Annotated in this window: 20 protein-coding genes; 10 read left to right on the forward strand and 10 right to left on the reverse strand. The window is 72.8% G+C overall.

Features of this window, described 5'->3' with window-relative positions:
- Window positions 1-87 precede the first annotated feature (87 nt).
- Entirely contained in the window at window positions 88-756 is a 669-nt protein-coding gene (locus AB0E91_RS15770; protein WP_361780980.1) for an HD domain-containing protein, read from the forward strand.
- Between the two features lie 27 nt (window positions 757-783).
- Window positions 784-1,893 (forward strand): GNAT family N-acetyltransferase, encoded by a 1,110-nt coding sequence (locus tag AB0E91_RS15775; protein ID WP_361780983.1) that lies wholly within the window; start codon window positions 784-786, stop codon window positions 1,891-1,893.
- A gap of 82 nt (window positions 1,894-1,975) precedes the next feature.
- Here the strand turns inward: AB0E91_RS15775 and AB0E91_RS15780 are convergent, their stop codons facing one another.
- Window positions 1,976-2,458: a peptidoglycan-binding domain-containing protein gene (locus AB0E91_RS15780; protein WP_361780986.1), complete on the reverse strand. Its 483-nt coding sequence runs from the start codon at window positions 2,456-2,458 to the stop codon at window positions 1,976-1,978.
- 377 nt (window positions 2,459-2,835) lie between these two features.
- On the opposite strand from AB0E91_RS15780, the gene AB0E91_RS15785 reads away from it, so the two are divergent.
- Together AB0E91_RS15785 and AB0E91_RS15790 are read left to right on the forward strand one after the other, a co-directional pair.
- Complete coding sequence (locus tag AB0E91_RS15785) at window positions 2,836-3,645, forward strand: helix-turn-helix domain-containing protein (RefSeq protein ID WP_361780989.1); 810 nt, start codon at window positions 2,836-2,838, stop codon at window positions 3,643-3,645.
- Complete coding sequence (locus AB0E91_RS15790; protein ID WP_361780992.1) at window positions 3,642-4,493, forward strand: DUF2690 domain-containing protein; 852 nt, start codon at window positions 3,642-3,644, stop codon at window positions 4,491-4,493. The genes AB0E91_RS15785 and AB0E91_RS15790 overlap by 4 nt, the downstream gene beginning before the upstream one ends.
- A 92-nt stretch (window positions 4,494-4,585) precedes the next feature.
- On the opposite strand, the gene AB0E91_RS15795 is transcribed toward AB0E91_RS15790, so the two are convergent.
- Window positions 4,586-4,861 (reverse strand): DUF4031 domain-containing protein, encoded by a 276-nt coding sequence (locus AB0E91_RS15795; RefSeq protein ID WP_361780995.1) that lies wholly within the window; start codon window positions 4,859-4,861, stop codon window positions 4,586-4,588.
- Window positions 4,862-4,898: 37 nt separating this feature from the next.
- Window positions 4,899-5,252, reverse strand: coding sequence for a hypothetical protein (locus AB0E91_RS15800; protein WP_361781348.1), 354 nt, complete (start codon window positions 5,250-5,252; stop codon window positions 4,899-4,901).
- A gap of 349 nt (window positions 5,253-5,601) precedes the next feature.
- Between AB0E91_RS15800 and AB0E91_RS15805 the strand changes: the two genes are divergently transcribed.
- From AB0E91_RS15805 to AB0E91_RS15820, 4 genes are all read left to right on the forward strand, one after another.
- On the forward strand, window positions 5,602-6,507 hold the full coding sequence (locus AB0E91_RS15805; protein ID WP_361780998.1) for a MurR/RpiR family transcriptional regulator: 906 nt from the start codon (window positions 5,602-5,604) through the stop codon (window positions 6,505-6,507).
- A gap of 80 nt (window positions 6,508-6,587) precedes the next feature.
- Entirely contained in the window at window positions 6,588-7,517 is a 930-nt protein-coding gene (gene murQ / locus AB0E91_RS15810; RefSeq protein ID WP_361781001.1) for an N-acetylmuramic acid 6-phosphate etherase, read from the forward strand.
- Between the two features lie 318 nt (window positions 7,518-7,835).
- Complete coding sequence (locus AB0E91_RS15815; RefSeq protein WP_361781004.1) at window positions 7,836-9,221, forward strand: PTS transporter subunit EIIC; 1,386 nt, start codon at window positions 7,836-7,838, stop codon at window positions 9,219-9,221.
- Window positions 9,222-9,352: 131 nt separating this feature from the next.
- A complete protein-coding gene (locus AB0E91_RS15820) occupies window positions 9,353-9,595 on the forward strand; it encodes a hypothetical protein (protein ID WP_361781007.1) in 243 nt (80 codons plus the stop codon).
- 13 nt (window positions 9,596-9,608) lie between these two features.
- On the opposite strand, the gene AB0E91_RS15825 is transcribed toward AB0E91_RS15820, so the two are convergent.
- Window positions 9,609-10,010 (reverse strand): VOC family protein, encoded by a 402-nt coding sequence (locus AB0E91_RS15825; protein ID WP_361781010.1) that lies wholly within the window; start codon window positions 10,008-10,010, stop codon window positions 9,609-9,611.
- A 134-nt stretch (window positions 10,011-10,144) separates the two neighbouring features.
- Here AB0E91_RS15825 and AB0E91_RS15830 point away from each other — a divergent pair, with 134 nt between their 5' ends.
- A complete protein-coding gene (locus AB0E91_RS15830; RefSeq protein ID WP_361781013.1) occupies window positions 10,145-10,723 on the forward strand; it encodes a hypothetical protein in 579 nt (192 codons plus the stop codon).
- A 71-nt stretch (window positions 10,724-10,794) separates the two neighbouring features.
- Here the strand turns inward: AB0E91_RS15830 and AB0E91_RS15835 are convergent, their stop codons facing one another.
- From AB0E91_RS15835 to AB0E91_RS15860, 6 genes are all read right to left on the reverse strand, one after another.
- Window positions 10,795-11,172, reverse strand: coding sequence for a hypothetical protein (locus AB0E91_RS15835; RefSeq protein ID WP_361781016.1), 378 nt, complete (start codon window positions 11,170-11,172; stop codon window positions 10,795-10,797).
- Between the two features lie 139 nt (window positions 11,173-11,311).
- The gene (locus AB0E91_RS15840; protein ID WP_361781019.1) at window positions 11,312-12,439 is read right to left on the reverse strand and encodes an NADH:flavin oxidoreductase; all 1,128 of its coding nucleotides are present in this window, start codon (window positions 12,437-12,439) and stop codon (window positions 11,312-11,314) included.
- Between the two features lie 153 nt (window positions 12,440-12,592).
- Window positions 12,593-13,291, reverse strand: a complete 699-nt coding sequence (locus tag AB0E91_RS15845; RefSeq protein WP_361781351.1) for a nucleotidyl transferase AbiEii/AbiGii toxin family protein — start codon at window positions 13,289-13,291, stop codon at window positions 12,593-12,595.
- On the reverse strand, window positions 13,234-13,515 hold the full coding sequence (locus AB0E91_RS15850; RefSeq protein ID WP_361781359.1) for a hypothetical protein: 282 nt from the start codon (window positions 13,513-13,515) through the stop codon (window positions 13,234-13,236). Before AB0E91_RS15850 ends, AB0E91_RS15845 begins: the two co-directional genes overlap by 58 nt.
- 75 nt (window positions 13,516-13,590) lie before the next feature.
- The gene (locus tag AB0E91_RS15855) at window positions 13,591-14,412 is read right to left on the reverse strand and encodes a type IV toxin-antitoxin system AbiEi family antitoxin domain-containing protein (protein WP_361781022.1); all 822 of its coding nucleotides are present in this window, start codon (window positions 14,410-14,412) and stop codon (window positions 13,591-13,593) included.
- Window positions 14,413-14,492: 80 nt separating this feature from the next.
- On the reverse strand, window positions 14,493-15,062 hold the full coding sequence (locus tag AB0E91_RS15860; protein ID WP_361781025.1) for a TetR/AcrR family transcriptional regulator: 570 nt from the start codon (window positions 15,060-15,062) through the stop codon (window positions 14,493-14,495).
- Window positions 15,063-15,177: 115 nt separating this feature from the next.
- On the opposite strand from AB0E91_RS15860, the gene AB0E91_RS15865 reads away from it, so the two are divergent.
- On the forward strand, window positions 15,178-16,194 hold the full coding sequence (locus tag AB0E91_RS15865; protein ID WP_361781028.1) for an NADP-dependent oxidoreductase: 1,017 nt from the start codon (window positions 15,178-15,180) through the stop codon (window positions 16,192-16,194).
- The last annotated feature ends 5 nt before the right edge of the window (window positions 16,195-16,199 follow it).

Below are 16,199 nucleotides of genomic sequence, written 5' to 3' on the forward strand. Positions count from 1 at the left end.
GTTCGACACCGCCACCCAGTGTGAAACCCGGCTCCCCATGGGTGACGGCCCGCCACGGGTGACGGCTCGCCACGAGAGAATCACCCCATGGCCGACCCCGACGCCCTCCGCACCCGCTTCACCCGCGCCCTCGAAGCCGCCCGCGCCCCCCAGGGCACCCCCGACGCCACCCCCGAGACCGCTCCCGACCCCACCCCCTACGCCGACAACCTCCTCACCCGCTGGCAGGAGCCCCAGCGCAAGTACCACACCCTCGACCACCTCGCCGCCGTACTCGACCGTGTGGACCTCCTCGCGGAGTACGCCGACGACCCGGACCTCGTCCGGCTGGCCGCCTGGTTCCACGACGCCGTGTATCTGCCGGACCGCTCGGAGAACGAGGAGCGGTCGGCGCGGCTGGCCGAACGGGCGCTGACCGAGGCCGGGTTGAGCGAGGAGAAGACCGCCGAGGTGGCCCGTCTCGTACGGCTCACCACCGGTCACGATCCGGCCGGGGACGACCGGAACGGCCAGGTGCTGTGCGACGCCGACCTGGCGATTCTCGCCTCGCCGCCGTCCGCGTACGCCGCGTACACCGCCGAGATCCGCGACGAGTACCACTTCGTCCCCAACGACGCGTTCCGCGAGGGGCGTTCGGCCGTGCTGCGCCAACTGCTCGACCTGCCGAAGCTGTTCCACACCCCCTACGGGCAGGAGCACTGGGAGGCCACCGCCCGCTACAACCTCGGCGGCGAGCTCGAAATGCTGTCGACCTGACCCGCCCGGCACCCTAGGGTTCGCCCCATGCGACCGATGAACGGGGAACGGGTCACCGAGGCAGTCGCCGGATGCGTGGCGGCGCTGCGCCCGGCGGTGGACCGCGACTGGAGCGCCGTGCCGGCGGGCGGCCTGGACTGGGACTGCCACACCACCGCCGTGCACGTCGCGGACGACCTCGTGGCCTACGCCGCCAACCTGGCCGGGGGCGCGCGCGACGCCTACGTCCCCTTCGAGCTGGTCCTGGAGCCCGGCACGGACAACGCCGGGCTGCTGCACGTGATCGAGACGACCGGCGCCCTGCTCGCCGCCACCGTCACGACCGCGCCGCCCGGCGCCCGCGCGTACCACCCGCACCCCTTCGGCAGCGCCGACCGCGAGGGCTTCGCCGCGATGGGCATCGCCGAGGTCCTGCTGCACACCCATGACATCGCCCAGGGCCTCGGCCTGCCGTACGAGCCCGCCGACGGCCTCGCCGACGCCGTCCTGAACTGGCTCTTCCCGCACGTCCAGCCCGGCCCGGACGCCTGGCCGACCCTGCTGTGGGCCACCGGCCGGGGCGAGCTGCCCGGCCGCCCGCCGGTCACCGCGTGGCGCTGGCGCAACAACCTCGCCATCCCCGCCGAACGCCTCACCCTGACCGGCGTACGCCCCGCCGCCGCCCGCGACCTGCGCCTCGGCGGCGACGGCGGCCTCGACTGGCTGGGCGGCGGCCCGTACGAGGGCACGCGGGACGCCGCCGGTTTCCTGGTCAAGGCGTACGAAGCGGGCCTGCTCCGGCCCGAGTTCGGCATCTTCGCGCTCGTACGCACCGAAGACGGCCGCGCCGTCGGCGGCATCGGCTTCCACGGCCCGCCGGACACGTACGGCCGCGTCGAGATCGGCTACGACGTCGTCCCGGGCGCCCGTGGCCACGGCTACGCCACGGAGGCCGCCCGCGCCCTCACCGACTGGGCGCTGGCCCGCGCCGACGTGCACACGGTGACCGCCACCGTCGAGCCCGAGAACGCCCCCTCCCAACGTGTCCTCACCCGCGCCGGTTTCCGCCCGGCGACGCCCGAGGAGGTGCAGGAGGCGCGCGAGCTGCACGGCATGGCGGACGACCTGCTGCTGTACGTCAACGAGGAACAGCCGTAACTCCTGGCCCACTTGGTCACACGCGCGGGCACCGGCCCGGCGGCGCTGCTCCGCCCGGACCGGTGCCGCAGCTCCCGCCGGGCTACCAGCCCCTGGCCGCGTGCGCGAGCTTCTTGAAGCCCGCCCTGGTCTTCGGACCGGCGATCCCGTCGATGCCGCCGCTGTAGAAGTGGAGGGCCTTCAGCGCGTGCTGGATTCCCTTCACCGTGCCGGTGCCGACGATGCCGTCGACCGGGCCCGAGTAATACTTGTTGTACCGCAGGAAGCGCTGCAGGGCCTTCCAGCTGGCGGGGCCCAACTGGCCGTCGATCGCGCCCTGGTAGCCCCAGCCGGCGCGCTTCAGCCAGCGCTGCACGTCCTTGGCCTCGGCGGCGCTCAGGCCGAGGTTGTTCACCGCCCGTGCGGCGGTCTGCTGGGAGTTCACCGTCGTCGCGGCGGACGCGGCGGACGCGGCGGGCGCGGTGGGCGCGGCCAGCGCGGAGGCCGCCTCCGCGAGTCCCCCGGTGGCGAGCCCGGCGAGGGCGGCGGCGGTGACGAGCGCCCTCGTCACGGCGTTCGGTCGCATGATCTCTCCTCGTGGTGCGTGGAAGGTCGTCCGGCGCGAGACGCGCCCGGACCGCCGGTACGGCGCCCGGCGGCCGCTCGTCGAGTCGGGCCGCGGCACCCGGCCGGCAGCACCACTGTGGGCGGGCGGCGGCCGCGGCGGCCAGGGCTGCTCACCGGATGACCCCATCCCGGGACGACACCACCACTGACCTGCGGTTTCCCAGTCGCCGTTGACACTTTCGCGGGACGGCCGAGCCGCACCGGCAACCCCGTTCGGTGAGGACACTCGTCCGGGTGGCGGATGGCGCGATGCCGACGGCGCCCGGAGCACCGGCTGCCATCATCGGCTGAACGGGGGTCGCGGCCCCACGGGAACTCGACGCGCACGGGGGAAACATGCCGCGTTGGAAAGAGCTGCCCGACTCGCTCGACCCGCTCTCGCGGCAGCTGATCGTCCGGTTGCGAGAGCTGAAGGACCGCAGCGGGCTCAGTCTCCACGCGCTGGAGAACAAGACGGGTTACAGCCGGTCCTCCTGGGCGCGTTACCTCAACGGCAGAGCGATACCCCCGCACGCCGCGATCGAGGAACTGGCCCGGGCGTGCGACGCCGACCCCGCGACGCTGCTGGTGCTCCATGAGACAGCCGAGCCGGAGCGACGGCAGGACGAGGCGCCGGGTACGGCCGGCCCGCCGCCCACTTCGGCACGTACGGCCGAGTCGGCGCCGCCCGACACGGAACCACCCGCCGCGGAGCCGCCGCACCCCGCCCGACGGCGGCCACACCCGGCCGTACTCATCGCCGCCGCCCTCGTGGTGGCCCTCGCCGGTGCCGTGCTCCTGGCCGTGTCCCCCTGGCGGGACGACTCGCGCGCCACCACCTCCGCCACCGCGAACTCCTGGATGCCCGGCAGGACTTACCCCTGTCACGTCCACCGCGTGGACGGTCTCCTGACGGCCGGGTACAGCGCCGCGTCCGACGGCGAGTACCAGGTGTCGTCCCGGGGCCGGCCGGTGATGGAGATCCAATGCCTGCTGAGGGAACGCGGGTTCAGCCCGGGCGACATCGACGGGATCTACGGGCCGGCCACCGAGAGCGCCGTCAAACGCTTCCAGACCGAGCACCGGCTGGACACCGGCCACGGCCAACCTCCCCTGGCCGTCGACGGCATCGTCGGCGCGCACACCTGGGGAGTGCTGCGCAAGTGACCGGGCGACGGCAGCCGGACCCGGCACGGACGCCGGAGTGCGCACGGCTGGCGGAGGAGCTGCGCGGCCTGCGTGCGCACACGGGTCTGAGCATGACCGCGCTCGCGCAGCGCACGGCGTACAGCCGTTCCTCCTGGGAGCGTTACCTCAACGGCAAGGCGCTGCCCCCACGCCATGCCGTCCAGGAGTTGAGCGAGCTGGCCGGTCAACGACCGCAGCGGATGCTGGCGTTGTGGGAGCTGGCGGAACTCGCCTGGAGCGGACGGGCGTTCACCGCGACACCGGCGAAGACCCCGCCGAACAGCCCGGCAGCACCGCCCGAAGCCGGGGAAACCCCTCGGCAGTTCGACACCCCGGCTCCCGGGAAGACCCGAACGGCGTTGACCTTCCTGGCCGTTGCCCTGGCGGCGGCAGGCGTACTGGCGGGCGTGGTGTGGGGCCTGGTGGGGGGCGTGGTGTGGGGCGTGTCCGGCGGCGGACAGCGGGCCGCCGCACCGGATACGGCTCCCCGCTGTCACGGCGACGGCTGTGCCGGTCGCAGCCCCCTGCTGTGCGGCCCGTCCAGCCGCGATGTCTCCGCGCACAGCACCCCCGAGGGCACGTGGGTGAAGATCCGGTACAGCCGGGCGTGCGGGGCGGTGTGGGCCGTCGTCTGGCACTCCGGGGTCGGGGACGAGCTGCGCGTCTCCGTGCCGTCGGAGGGGTCGACGCCCCACGCGGTCGTGGTGCGGGCCTTCGACACCGAGCGGATGGTGCCGACGCCGATGGTCGCCGCGCGGGACGTCACGGCGGCCCGGGTCTGCCTGCGGTCGGCGTCGACCCATCGGCGGACCTGCTTCCACGCGTGACCCCGGCTCCGCGAGCGCCTCTCATGGCACCGCGCCCCGCTCGCGTGACTCCGGCCCCGCTTCCCCACGTGACCCGGAACCCCGCGCGCCCCTCACGGCAGCCGCGACCCGCTCCCCTTCCGCCGCCGCAGCCCCGCCGCCAGCAGCAGCCGTACGACCTCGCGGCTGCGGACCTCCACCGCGCCCGCGGCGACCGCGTCGGCGTAGCGGTGGGAGGGGAGGTCGTAGTGGTCGCGTTCGAAGGCGCGGCGGGGGACGCCGAGGCGGGCGGCGAAGTCGTGGAGTTCGTCGTACGACGCGTCGCTGACCAGGTGGGACCACAGACGGCCGTGTCCGGGCCAGGTGGGCGGGTCTATGTAGACGGTCACGGGCGCCTCGCGGGATGGACCGCGGCCGTACCGACCCTCACGCCGGGGTGTTCCCGCCCAGGGCGTGCCCCAGGTGGCCCACCGGTGCCACGTCGATGCCCGCCTCGTGGCAGACCCAGTGCGGGTCGGGGCCCAGCTCGGGTTCGACGTCCAGGGCGTGCGGGTCGCCCGAGCCGCACGACGGGCACAGGGGCCAGCGGCCCTGCCGTTCCAGCAGCGCGTCCTGGACGTCCTGGGCGACGAGCCCGGCCAGGAAGTCGGCGCCCTCCGGCCACTGCTCGACCCACCAGCGCCGCTGGGACAGGGATTCCTCCACCAGCGAGACCACGTCGGCCTCGGCGACCTCGCTGGCCATCAGGTCGGCGAGGACGAGGGCGCGGGCGGCGTGCAGGGCCTGTTCGAGCGGCGTGACGGACGCGGCGGAGCCGTCGGCCTCGGTGGAGCTGTCGTCCTCGGCGGACGCGCCGGGTCCGGTGGACGTGCCGCCCTCGGCCGCCGCACGCGCCTCGGCGGGCTCGACCAGCCCACCCGCCTCACCGGTCTCGGCAGGCTCGGCCGCCTCGGCCGCCGCACCGGACTCACCAAGCTCAGCCGTCTCACCAGCCTCAGCCGCCCCGGTCGGCTCGACCGACTCAACCGGCTCCGACGAATCTGCGGAATCTGCGGGTTCTGCGGGATCTGCCATGCCCCCATTGTCCGCGCTCTTGACCCCACCGCCGAGCCGAAAATATCTTTCAGGGGTGACCCGGGACGTGAAGGAAACTTTCGGCAGTCCGGGCGGCTCACTGGCCGCCAAAGTACGTACGCTCGGCCCCTCCATGACCCGCTCGATGCACCGCGTCGCGGAGGCCGTCGCGAGCGATCCGGCCGGGTGCGCCGCGCTCACGGTCACCGGACTCGCGGAGCTGACCGGCACCAGCGAGGCCACCGTCGTCCGCACGGCCCGTCTGCTCGGCTACCCCGGCTACCGCGACCTGCGCCTCGCCCTCGCCGGACTCGCCGCCCGGCAGGAGTCCGGGCAGGCCCCCGCCATCACGACCGACATCGCCGTGGACGACTCGCTCGCCGACGTGGTCGCCAAGCTCGCCTACGAGGAGCGGCAGACCCTTGCGGACACGGCCGCCGGACTGGACACCGTGCAGCTCGGCGCCGCCGTCACCGCCCTCGCGACCGCCCGGCGCACGGATGTGTACGGCATCGGCGCCTCGGGCCTGGTTGCCCAGGACCTCACCCAGAAGCTGCTGCGGATCGGACTCCTCGCCCATGCGCCCGGCGACCCGCACCTCGCGGTGACCAATGCGGTCCAGCTCCGCGCGGGCGACGTGGCGATAGCCATCACCCACTCGGGCTCGACCGGCGACGTGATCGAACCCCTGCGGGTCGCGTTCGAGCGCGGCGCGACCACCGTCGCGATCACCGGCCGCCCGAACTCGCCCGTGACGCAGTACGCCGACCACGTGCTGACCACCTCCACCTCCCGCGAGAGCGAGCTGCGGCCCGCCGCGATGTCCTCGCGGACGAGCCAACTCCTCGTCGTGGACTGCCTGTTCGTGGGCGTGGCCCAGCGGACGTACGACAGCGCGGCCCCCGCCCTCGCGGCGTCGTACGAGGCGCTGGCCCACCGCCACCGGAGTGCTCCGCGCTGAGACCGCGAGAGCGCTGCCCGCGCCCGGACCATCGGCGTTACAGGAAGACCTGGGAACCCACCGGAAAGAGCCGCACCTCCATGACCGATTCCCCCGATTCCCCCCGTCTCCAGACCGAGTTGGCCGCGCTCACCACCGAGGCGTTCCGCCCCGAGCTGGCCGGCATCGACGCCCTGCCCACCCTCGACATCGCCCGCCTGATGAACGGCGAGGACGCGGGCGTACCGGCGGCGGTGGCCGCGCGCCTGCCGGAGATCGCCGCCGCGATCGACGCCGTGGCCGACCGCATGGCGCGCGGCGGCCGGCTGGTCTACGCGGGCGCGGGCACCGCCGGACGGCTCGGCGTGCTCGACGCCTCCGAGTGCCCGCCGACCTTCAACACCGCCCCCGGCCAGGTCGTCGGCCTGATCGCGGGCGGCCCGGAGGCGCTGGTCGTCTCGGTCGAGGGCGCGGAGGACTCCCCGGAGCTGGCCCGCGCCGACCTCGACGCGCTCAAACTCACCCCGGAGGACGCGGTGGTCGGCGTCTCCGCCTCGGGGCGTACGCCGTACGCCGTCGGCGCCGTGGAGTACGCGGGGGCGCTCGGCGCGCTGACGGTGGGTCTGTCCTGCAACGCGGACAGCCCGCTCGCGGCCGCCGCCGAGCACGGGATCGAGGTGGTCGTCGGCCCCGAGCTGCTTACCGGCTCCACCCGTCTGAAGGCGGGCACCGCCCAGAAGCTCGTCCTCAACATGATCTCGACGATCACCATGATCCGCCTCGGCAAGACCTACGGGAACCTGATGGTCGACGTCCGCGCCTCCAACGCCAAGCTCCGCGCCCGCTCGCGGCGGATCGTTTCCCTGGCGACGGGCGCGCCGGACGCGGAGATCGAACGGGCGCTGACGGAGGCGGACGGCGAGGTGAAGAACGCGATCCTGATCCTGCTGGCGGGAGTGGACGGGGCCGCGGCCGCGCGGCTGCTGGAGGAGGCGGGAGGCCGGTTGCGAGGAGCGTTGAGCGAGGGCTGAGGGGGAGCGGGCCGACCGCAGAGGTACGGCGCGGGCCGGGGGGAGACGTGCGGGTGACCCGGCGTGCGGAGGCGCCCCGCTCCCGCCGACACACGACGTACCGCGCGCGAGCCGCCCGGGGCCGGGCGCGGGGGCAGCGAACCAGCGCGCGTGTCCGCGAACCCACGGCTGTCTCCGGGACCAGCCCCGTCCACCTCACCACGACGCAGGCCCCGCGCACGCGGACGGCCCTCAAGTGACGCCCCCGTCCGGAGGAGTCCGGCACCGGGACGCGTGCCGCAGCGGTGACCGCGGGCTCCCGGCGCGCAGTCTCAAAGCGTGCGCAACGACTCCGCCCTCGCCTCGGCGATCCTCTCCCTGACCGGCGGCCCCGAGAACGTCACCGCCGTGACCCACTGCCTGACCCGACTGCGTCTGACCGTCTCCGACCCCGAGGCGGTGGACGGGGATGCCCTGGGGGCGCTGCCCGGTGTACTGGGGGTGATCGGGAAGGGCGGTACGGCGCTCCAGGTCGTACTGGGTCCAGGGGTGGTGGAGGGGGTGACGGCGGAGGTGGAGAAACAGACGCGGGCGACGGCGGCCACCACTCCACCCGCCCCCGGGAAACCGACGGGACCCGCGGTGCTGCGCCGCGTGGCCAACGTCTTCGTCCCCCTGATCCCCGCCCTCATCGGCTGCGGCGTCCTCGCGGGCCTCAACGGCCTTCTCGTGAACGCCGGTTGGCTCCCAGGACTCACCCCCGCCCTGGCCGCCATCGCCTCCGGGTTCATGGCGTTGATCGCGGTGTTCGTCGGCTACCAGGCGGCCAGGGAGTTCGGCGGCACCCCGATCCTGGGCGGTGCGGTGGCGGCGGTGGTCGTCTACCCGGGGGTGGAGAAGGTGACGGCCTTCGGGGTCCACCTCTCCCCCGGCCAGGGCGGAGTCCTCGGCGCACTGGCCGCCGCGCTGCTCGCCACGCGGGTGGAGAAGTGGTGCCGGGGCCGCCTGCCGGGCGCGCTGGACGTACTGGTCACCCCCACGGTGACCGTCCTCGTCGCGGGCCTGGCCACGCTGTACGGCCTGATGTACGCCGCCGGAGTCGTCGCCACCGCCATCGGCACCGGCGCGAACTGGCTGCTCACCACCACCGGCGCCTTCGCGGGCCTGCTCCTCGGCGGCCTCTTCCTCCCGCTGGTGATGCTGGGCCTGCACCAGGCCCTGATCCCCATCCACACCACCCTGATCGAGCAGCAGGGCTACACCGTCCTCCTCCCCCTGCTCGCCATGGCGGGCGCGGGCCAGGTCGGCGGCGCCCTCGCGGTGTACGTCCGCCTGCGCCACGACACCGGCATGCGCACCACGATCCGCTCCGCGCTCCCGGCGGGCCTCCTCGGCGTCGGCGAGCCCCTGATCTACGGCGTCTCCCTCCCCCTCGGCCGCCCCTTCGCCACCGCGTGCGTGGGCGGCGCGGCGGGCGGCGCGTTCGTCGGCTTCTTCGCGATGCTCGGCACGAAGGTCGGTGCGACAGCGATCGGCCCCTCGGGCTGGGCCCTGTTCCCCTTGCTGACCGGCAACCGCGGCCCGGGCGTGGCGGCGGCCATCTACGGCGGCGGCCTGCTGACGGGGTACGCGGTGGGCTTCGCGGCGACGTACGCGTTCGGCTTCCGCCGGGGGACGCGGGTGGAGGCGGGGCAGGTGAAGACGCGGGCGCGGGAGACGGCGTGAGGCCGAGCGGCCGTACCCCCGGAGCCCGGAGGCGAGGCGAGGCGAGCGGCATGGCCGTACCCCGGAGCCCGCCCCCTCCCCTCCAGGGCGAACCCGCGTAACACCCCCGCGCCCCCGCTCGTTCCCCCGGCATGATGAAAGCCCTGCTCACCACCGCCGCCCTCACCGTCTCCGCAGCCGCGCTGGCCGCCCCCGCGCACGCAGCCAACGCCAACGCCACCGCCGACAGCGGCGACCGCTGGACCGCCACCGACACCGCCGGCTGCGCGGCCGACCTCGCCGTGGCACCCGTACTGAAGGCCGCCTCCCCGCTCCCGCTGGGCGAGGCGCCCCCGGCGTGCGGGAAGGGCAGTCTCATCCAGCACGGCCGCTGAGCGGAGCCCGACGCTACGCGGGGGCGCCGCCCGTGTACTCGGCGATCTGGATCAGGTTGCCGCACGTGTCGTCCAGTACGGCGATCACGACCGGCCCCATCTCCGTCGGCTCCTGGGTGAAGCGCACCCCGAGCCCGCGCAGCCGCTCGGCCTCGGCCCGGACGTCGTCCACGGCGAAGGACGTGCACGGGATGCCGTCCTGGACGAGCGCCGAGGTGTACGCCTTGGCGGCGGGATGGGCGTCGGGCTCCAGCACCAGCTCGGTGCCGTCGGGCTGCTCGGGCGAGACGACGGTCAGCCAGCGGTACTCACCGACGGGCACGTCGGCCTTCTTCACGAACCCCAGCACTTCGGTGTAGAAGCGCAGGGCCTTGTCCTGGTCGTCGACGAAAACGCTGGCCAGGTTGATCCTCACGGGAACCCTCCGGTCACATGGGGCTTAAGCACATAGGGCCTCAGCACATGGAGCTTCAACACATAGAACTGCCGTCATTCTCGGTGCTCCGGCCGCTTTCCCGGAGAGCCCGCCCCGGGTGAGAAGCTGGATCCATGAATCACGCCCAGCTCACCGCGCTCGGTCGTGCCCTCCGGCTGGTCGGGGAGCACGGCGAGTCGCTGAACGCCGACATCCCGGACGCCCGGCTGCACGAGGTCAAGGCCGATCTGCGGCGCGCGCTGGACCTGCTGGAGGAGAGCCTGGAGGCGGGCGCGCCGCTCACCCGCTGCCCCGAGCACCCGCAGGGCCCGGTGGACGAGAGCGCGCCCGATCTGTGCCTGCTGTGCGAGACGCGGCGCCGGTCGGCGCGGCGCGCGGAGTACTACGGAGACGGCGGCCCGTCCCGTACGACGGACGCCCCCGCGAAGTCCCCCTCCCGCTACGGCGTCCGCGCCGAACGCCCGCAGCCCCAGCAGCGCTGGCTGCCGGAGGCGTGGAACGGCCGCGAGTGGCAGCTGTGCGGCACCCCGCGCCGGGACCGGGCGGAGGCGGAGGCGTATCTGGCGGCCCAGCGGCGCGGTGCGCGGGCCGCGATGGCGTACCGGCTGGTGCACGAGTTCACCGACTACGAGGTGCTGCGGGTGTGGGGCACGCCCACATATGTGGACATCGAGCCGATGGGGAACATGTAGGACCCGATGGGGAACACATGGTGCCGCGCCCCACAGGTTTCGCAGATTCAGTGGCCCCGCCCTCAGCCGGCCTAGCCGACCAAGGTCTCGAACCCCGCGTCGTCGCAGTAGGACACCGCACGCCCCTCGGCTCCGGGGTCCCCGCCGACCGCGTTGACGGTGTCGTCGAGGATGCGGGTGCCACCGTCTCCACCGCCCCCGAGACCCTCCCGGTCGAGCCTTCTCGCGGCGGCGACGAGCGAGCGGCCCGCGGAGTCGGCCTCGTCGGAGGCGAGCGACCCGGTGCCCTGTCCGTCACCGGTGCCCGCCGCGGCGCTCCTGGCGTCCTGCCAGGAGCCCAGCTTGGCGCAGTAGGACTGCTCCCACACCTTGGCCCGCGCCGGTTCCTCCGACGAACAGCCGGTCGTCCAACCGCTCATCAGGACGGCGACGACGACAGCCGCCGCCACTCGTGCACCCCTGCTGCCGTACCGCATGAACATGCCCTCCCTACGCTGTGGGCACAGTACGGCAATCGATCAAGCGGGAGCGGCAACGGCAAGGCGCCGGGCGGAAGTCGATCCACCCGGCGCCCGAAAAGGAACAACCTCAGCTGAGCGACTGGAGCGCGGCGGCGTCGTACGGCTTCAGCTCGTCGAAGCGGCCCGCGAGAACCTTCGCGGCCCACTCCGGGTCCTGGAGCAGCGCGCGGCCGATGGCGACCATGTCGAACTCGCCGCTCTCCAGGCCGTCGAGGAGGTCCTCGATGCCCTTGACCGGCGCGCCCTCGCCCTGGAACGCCTTGACGAAGTCGCCGTCCAGGCCGACCGAGCCGACGGTGATGACCGGCTTGCCGGTGATCTTCTTGGTCCAGCCCGCGAGGTTGAGGTCGGAGCCCTCGAACTCGGGCTCCCAGTAGCGGCGGGTGGAGGCGTGGAAGACGTCGACACCGGCGGCGGACAGCGGCGTCAGGATCGCCTCCAGCTCCTCCGGGGTCTCGGCGAGGCGGGCGGTGTAGTCCTGCTGCTTCCACTGCGAGTAGCGGAAGATGATCGGGAACTCGGCGGACACGCGCTCGCGCACGGCCGCGACGACCTCGGCCGAGAACTGGGCGCGGGCGACCGGGTCGCCGCCGTAGGCGTCAGTGCGGACGTTGGTGCCGGACCACAGGAACTGGTCGAGAAGGTAGCCGTGGGCACCATGGATCTCGACACCATCGAACCCGATGCGCTCGGCGTCGGCGGCGGCCTGCGCGAACGCGGCGATCACGTCGTCCACGTCGGACTGCGTCATCGCCTTGCCCTTGGGCTCGGCACCCTCCTTGTGGATGCCGGACGGGCCCATGCCGGGAGCGTCCGCGAACGGCGGCTCGCCCTGCTTGCGGACCATGCCGATGTGCCACAGCTGCGGGACGATCGTGCCGCCCGCCGCGTGCACCTCCTGCGCGACCTTCGCCCAGCCCGCGAGCTGCTCCTCGCCGTGGAAGCGCGGCACGCTGTCGCTCTGACCGGCCGAGTCGTGGCCGACGTAGGTGCCCTCGGTGACGATCAGGCCGACACCGTTCGCGGCACGGCGGGAGTAGTACGACACCACGTCCTCACCGGGGATGCCGCCCGGCGAGAACATGCGGGTCATCGGCGCCATCACGATCCGGTTCGGAACGGTGAGGCCGTTCAGCGTGATCGGGCGGGACAGCAGCTGGGCCGCGCGGGAGGCGGCGGGCGTCGTAACGGTCACGTGGGGGGCTCCTCGTGAGTACGGTGGCTATTGACCGGACGGTATGTGCGCACGCAATTGTGCACCCCCTGAAACAACCGCACCCCGGCCGCCCCCTATTCCGCCCCCTCCCCGCTCACCTTGTGACTCCGGCCACCCTCCCGCCGACGCCTTCTACGACCAGGCCGCGTGCCGCGGGTTCCACGCGCCCCGGGCCGTTCCGTCGAGCACCGGGCCGATGAAGACGGCGGCGGCCTCCACCGCTTCGACATAGGTGCCGCAGCCCTTCAGCCCGACGACCAGTGCCGCCTGCTTGCGGTAGCCGTCGGGCCAGTCGGGGGAGCTGGGCGCTTCGAAACCGACGGGGAGTACGACACGGATACCGATCGCCTGCCTGCGCTCCGCTTCGCGCCGGAGAGCCTGTGTGATCGCCTGCGCGGAAACGGTCTCCTGCTGGCTGATCAGCAAAAGGTCGGCCAGGTCGCGATGGCGATTGGAACCCAACTCGCCGTTCTTGCCGTGCCGTTCGTACATGGCGCAGATCTTGTCGGCGATGTGGTCGATGACCGGGTAGAGGCGGACGTCGGGCCAGTCGACGGGCCACTCGATGTCGACGGCGGATTTCAGCGTCCGAATCTCAGGGACGCCGGAGAGAGTACGTCCGACCACGAGATCGACCTTGATGGTGTCGACCAGCGCCGTCCCCAGGAAAACCTGGAAGTACTGGGCTCCGCCACGGCCCTCGTCGCTGTGGTTCTCGAACCTGCCGGGGACGTACCGCAGGAAGTCCCCGAGGTCCAACGAGGCCGACTCGATCACCAGTTGCCGCGCGTCATCGGCGCTGCGATCGGGATAGGCGCTCTGCAGGTCGATGTCCTGACTGAGGCGGGCGGCACCCGGTAGCGGACCAGCAGCGCCTGGCCGCCCTTGATGAGCCAGCCGTCGGGTTCCTTGGTGAAGACGCGAGCCGCGAGACGGTTGAAGTAGAAGATCTTCATGAGCTCGGCGATGCTCATGCCAGTCGTCCTGGACATGTTGACGGCGGCCTGCTTCAAGGCGGCCCGGAACGCCGTCGGACTCTTGTAGACCTTGCCCATGATCCCCCCTGGCGCGGTGGAACGAGTCTGCCGGCTCTACGCCCGGATTGATCACACTTCAGCGCTTTGGGGAGTTCAGTCCAACTCGCCTTCGTCGTCCATGAATTCAGGGATGCCCGTTGGCAGGACCTTGGCATTCCGGACCGCCTGCGCGAGGTGCGCGGCGAAGTCAGGGTTTCCCGCCAGGAAGCGGACCGCCGCGTCGAACCCGCCCTGCTCCGCCCGCTCGATTTCCTGGCGGCGCAGGCTCTCGCCGGCCTGGGCAACGAGGTGGTTGATCAGGTCGCGACCGGTGTCAGTGCCTTTGAGGCCGTACCTACGGACGTACGGCCGCACGCGTTCGGCAAGGTCGTCGAGGGCGATCAGGTCACGGCGTTCCGCCGCGGCGATGACCCCACCGATGTGACCGCCGTCGGCTCTGGCCTGGAGCAGGTCGGTGATGGTGCGCAGTGCGGTGGTGACGGGAAGGCCGTCGACGACGGTGATCTCGGCTGCGTCGAGCGCGGCGGTACGAAGCCGGACGAACGGCTCGGTGGTCGTGCGCCGACGGGGCACGGTGATCTCCACCTCGGGGGCGGGGATGTCGCCCAGCTCATGGAGGAGGCAGGCCGAGGCATGCGAGACGACCCCGGAGTCCTGGTGCCCGGCGGGACGATCCCACGCGAACGTCTTGGGCATCAGACGCAGCCAGGCTGCCTTGATGTCCTGGTGCCGGGGCACACCGGCGGCGACCAGGAGATAAACACCCCGGCTGACGTTTTCCAGCAGGCCGGACTCGGTCAGCCGCAGGAGCGGCACGGCGCCCACGCCCAGCTCCTTGGCCTGGGCGGTGGTGACCAGGCCCCACTGATCCGCGGCGGCACCTGAGAGGACGGCAAGCTGTTCCGCGCGATCCATACAGAGATGGTTACACATGCCGACAGAGATAGTTACGCCCAAACGTAACTATCTCTGCCATTCAGCCGCCGACTGCACCCTCAAGCCCCACTCCCCTCCCTGCCGCCGCCCGCCAGAATCGCCCCCGCCACCACCCCGAAAAGATGATCCGCGCGCGGTGCCAGCGAAGGCTGGTCGCCGAGCCAGGCCAGGGCGGCGATGAGGGCGAAGAGGTCGGTGCCGTCGAGGTCGGCGCGGGCCGCGCCCGCCTCCTGGGCGCGAGCCAGAAGGCGGGCACCGGCTGCGCGGAGGGTGACGCAGGAGGCATGGAGGGCGGAGTCGGGGTCGTCGATGGCGGCGGCCATCAGGACGGTGACGCCGCGGTACTCGGTGGTCCAGGCGACGCAGTCGCGCGCCCAGGAGACGAGGGCGTCCTCGGGCGAACGAGACGCCTCGAACTCGGCCGCGCTCGCCGTCAGTTCGTCGAAGCTCGTACGGAGCAGGGCCTCCAGCAGGGCCTCGCGGGTCGGGAAGTGGCGCAACAGGGTCGCGAGGCCGACATCGGCGCGGCGGGCGATGTCGCGCAGCGAGACGTCGGCACCCTGCTCGGCGATGGCGGTGCCCGCTGTCGCCAGCAGGTGGTCGCGGTTCTTCCTGGCGTCGGCTCGCACCGGGCGGCTCCTGTTGCTATCCGGATCAGTGACCCATATATTCGGACCAGCGATCCGGATAGGTGGACCGCTGATCCGAATAAGCCTATCCCGCAGCGCGAACAGGGGAAAAACGATGGCGGCACCCACCATGAAGGCGATCCGGCTGCACGAGTACGGCGGCCCCGAGACCCTGCGCTACGACGAGGTGCCGAGGCCCAAGCCGGGCCCCGGCGAGGCACTCGTCCGCACGCACGCGGTCGGCGTCAACCCGCCCGACTGGTACCTGCGCGGCGGCATGACGAGCATGCCCGGGAAGCCGGACACGACGGTCACCCTGCCGGTGATCCCGGGGACAGACGTGTCGGGCGTCGTCGCGGCCGTCGCCCCCGACGTGGGCGGCTTCACCGTGGGCGACGAGGTCTATGGCCTCCTCCGCTTCCCCGGCTTCGACGGCCACGCCTACGCCGAGTACGTGACGGCCCCCGCCGCCGACCTCGCCCACAAGCCGCCCGGCATCGACCACGTCCAGGCCGCCGGGGCACCCATGTCCGCGCTCACGGCGTGGCAGTTCCTGATCGACGTCGGTCACGACCACCCCTCCCCCTTCCAGGAGGCACCGCACCGCCCGACCCCCCTCGGCCCCGGCACGACCGTCCTCGTCAACGGCGCGGCAGGCGGCGTCGGCCACTTCGCGGTCCAGCTCGCGAAGCGGAAGGGCGCGCGGGTGATCGCGGTGGCCTCCGGCGCGCACGAGTCCTTCCTGCGCGACCTCGGCGCCGACGAGTTCATCGACTACACCCGGGCCCGCCCCGAGGACCTCGTCCATGACCTCGACCTCGTCCTCGACACCGTCGGCGGCCCCCACAGCGCCCGCTTCCTGCCCACGCTCAAGCGGGGCGGCGCCCTCTTCCAAGTACTGCCCGGCGCCTACGACCCCGAAGAGGCCGCCAAGCTCGGCGTCACGGTCTCCAGCGCCCAGGTCCGCTCCAGTTGCACTCAACTCGCCGAACTGGGGCGCCTGTTCGATACGGGGGCCCTGCGCGTCGCGATCGACAGTACGTTCCCGCTCGCGGACGCCCGCGCGGCACACGAGCGGGCCGCCCGGGGTCACATCCGGGGCAAGATCGTGCTCACCGTTCCTCAGGGCTGAACCCC

Source organism: Streptomyces sp. NPDC026659 (genome assembly GCF_040638245.1).
GTDB lineage: Bacteria > Actinomycetota > Actinomycetes > Streptomycetales > Streptomycetaceae > Streptomyces.